This is a genomic window from Candidatus Symbiopectobacterium sp. NZEC135, from assembly GCF_025962695.1.
Window position 1 is genome coordinate 1 of sequence record NZ_JAGFPF010000182.1, and the last position, 2,856, is coordinate 2,856.

The window sequence follows — 2,856 nt, forward strand, 5'->3', positions numbered from 1 at the left end:
GGCGAAATCGGTAGACGCAGTTGATTCAAAATCAACCGTTGAAAGACGTGCCGGTTCGAGTCCGGCCTTCGGCACCATTAGTATGAAAATCAAGTCACCTTCGGGTGGCTTTTTTTATGTCTGAAATCCGTGCCACATAAGTCTTCACCCGCATTCTCTGTCAACGGAAATCAACCTGACTCCACCTACATCAATCTCTTTGCGAGTCTAAAACCGAGTATGTGTGCTGGTTCTGTATGACTTATAGCCATAGCTGAAAGGATAACTATCATGGGCCTTGCCGTCACTAAGGTACGTTCTGCTCAATCCGAGGAAAAGAAGTATGCATTGGTTGATTCATCTCAACGGTTCAACATTTTCGCATCGGCGGTAAACAACACTTGTTCAGCGCTTACCGGTTAACATCATCGACTCGCCAGTTTGTTAAATGAATAGAGAGCCAGTAAATTTCACATCACTGCATTTACTATGGTTGACAGTAATTAATTGATTTTTTTATCAATACTGGCTTCGTAGCAATATGTCGGACCGTCTTCTCCCTCAACCATTTTTTCATGAGGTAAAATGGTAATGGTGACAATTGAGTCCGCCTCCCACAGTTTAAACACTTTTTGTTGCTCGCATACGTAAATCATTTTCTTTTTAAAATCAAAATATTCTATTCTTAAAAAATCAAATCCTTCTTGTTCGATTAATCTGTCATCAAATTCAAAAGTAATGGTTTTTCTGTTAGAATAATCACCTCGATATAACACACTATGTACTTTTGCGGAGCGAATCACAAGATATCCATTCTGTACTACCGCCTCGGGGAGAACTATCTCAAACCCGGTTTGATAGAGAGGTGAACCTACAGGGCGATAATGATAATAGCCTTTGCCATTAAGAACATTAGATATTCTTTCATCATTTATCGAATAACTCCGAAACGCACCTGCCATTGTCGCCTCCTTGGCATTAATAGGATGAGTGAAGCTGATACAGCACCACAGCAGAAAAAAACGCGTCATGTTATTCTCGCTTTTCTTTGGGAGTGAATTTCACTAAGCCTTTTGTTAACCCTGTAGGCGTTTCTCCTGATGACGGTAGCATACGTCCACCTTGTTTTCTCCATAATGCAAATCCATTTGTTCCCTCTCTCTTGGAACCAAATTTAAAGATCCCATCGGCCAGTCCAGGATGCGGTAATGCTTCATGCTCATCAGACAATTTATAAACTGAAAAGTCTCCTCCGGTAGTACGTAATTTCTTCAGGTTTTCTGAGAGTTGACGAGATGTAGCCTTATCTCTTTGTCTAAGAATATCGCCGTAAAAGGTTCTGGTCAGAAATGCATATACAGAAATACCAAAATAATTAGCCAGTTGTTGAGCCAGACTGTGTTCAGGCTGAGCATCGTTATCGCTATAAAAGGATTCACGTGTTGTACGTGAGATCCCTGTCCTACATGCATAAGAAAATACTTCACCATCCAGAGCGAAAGCGTTGGATATGAACGTATTTAGTGTCGACGCAGTAACACTGATTTTACTATCGCCTTTATAATTAAGGTTTATAGTTCCAGGATATCCATGAGAGAAGATAATAAGATTGATAATCTTATATTCATCTCTATCTTTATTCATTAGTTTAATTAAGTCCTCCTGAAAACATAGTTTAAACACGTCAAACCTATTATGATTGCACCAATATTCCAAAACGCCAATCTCAAGATTTGTATAGCCATCAGAAACATAAGCGATTGTTGTTTTATCCGCTTTTCCCTTGGATAGTCTCAATTGTCCGGTTGCAGCGCCAATGAACATCATTTTTAGCCAAAATGAATCATAATGGAGTTCGGAACCAATAACAATAATACGCTCTTTTTTAAAGGTCTTGATCTCTATTTCTTTTCTTTTGTTATTACCCACAGGGGAAAATACTGATTTGCCAATGGTCTTCCATGTTCTATTCATTTATTCATCCCTTATCTCTATAGATAACTCATCAGGTGATAAACTAAAGACCGTATGGGTGTGTCCTTTATCATCCGTTTTTCCATATTCATAACGGCCATCAGCGCGTAATATCCGATATTCCCTGTTGGTAACAGGCTTACCCGTCTTCTGATCTTTGATGGTAAAGGCTTCATCAAACATGCCTTTCAACGAAATCAGTCCCGAGGCGTCGGGGGGATTATCCCCGACAAATACGGTTCCCGAACCGACGACGTTGCCCCCACAGCTAATCGCACTCCCCGTCAAAGCAAGTGGTAGCTTGTTGATAAATATCGTGCTAGATCCACTGATAATGTGACGAGGATGGAGTGAGCTTCCCGCTTTACTGTGTTCTTCCAGTGGGTCGCTTACCCTTGCTGCTGGTCTCCCATCAATAAAAACGTTTGATGAGCCAGCAATAATCGGCGTTGACGAAAATCCGTCATGATCGGTTCCGATATCTCCTACCTTGGCTGCTTTTTTTGTCATTCCTTGACCTTTGAGATGTTGATACTATTGATTCAAATTGACACTGCTATAGCATGGCGTTGACAGTGTGTGCTTGTTGTTACGCGTGTTGAGTAAAGACATCACTCTCTTAGCAATCCCCATGCCAATTTTTATCTCTTTGCTTTAACATTAAATTTATTTCTCTCCGTTTTTCCTTGGGTAAGGTTTGAGCAATACATTGCGCAGACCTCGTGAAAAAACGGCATCCATTGCTCAAAAAGTGATTTATACCAGCAAGTGAGCAATAAATTGCGCAGAATGCGCAGTTATGCTGCCAATTTGAATTGGCCTAGTGGAGGGACGATAGACTATTTACAAGGCCTATAAAAGACACCCTTTAGCAAGGCTCAACTGCTGTTGAGCTAACGCCTC

The 2,856-nt window shown here is 40.8% G+C and carries 2 protein-coding genes and 1 pseudogene; all 3 read right to left on the reverse strand.

Going from position 1 to position 2,856, the window contains the following annotated elements; translation table 11 throughout:
• Positions 1-482: 482 nt before the first annotated feature.
• On the reverse strand, positions 483-941 hold the full coding sequence (locus J5224_RS24565; protein WP_264627840.1) for a hypothetical protein: 459 nt from the start codon (positions 939-941) through the stop codon (positions 483-485).
• Between the two features lie 70 nt (positions 942-1,011).
• Positions 1,012-1,953, reverse strand: a complete 942-nt coding sequence (locus tag J5224_RS24570; protein WP_264627841.1) for a hypothetical protein — start codon at positions 1,951-1,953, stop codon at positions 1,012-1,014.
• Positions 1,954-2,178: 225 nt separating this feature from the next.
• A pseudogene (locus J5224_RS35605) lies at positions 2,179-2,463 on the reverse strand (type VI secretion system PAAR protein); the annotation flags it as partial.
• Between the last annotated feature and the right edge of the window lie 393 nt (positions 2,464-2,856).

Coding starts and splice junctions, on each gene's coding strand:
- J5224_RS24570 (WP_264627841.1), bottom strand. CDS start 1,953: ATGAATAGAACATGGAAGACCATTGGCAAATCAGTATTTTCCCCTGTG.
- J5224_RS24565 (WP_264627840.1), bottom strand. CDS start 941: ATGGCAGGTGCGTTTCGGAGTTATTCGATAAATGATGAAAGAATATCT.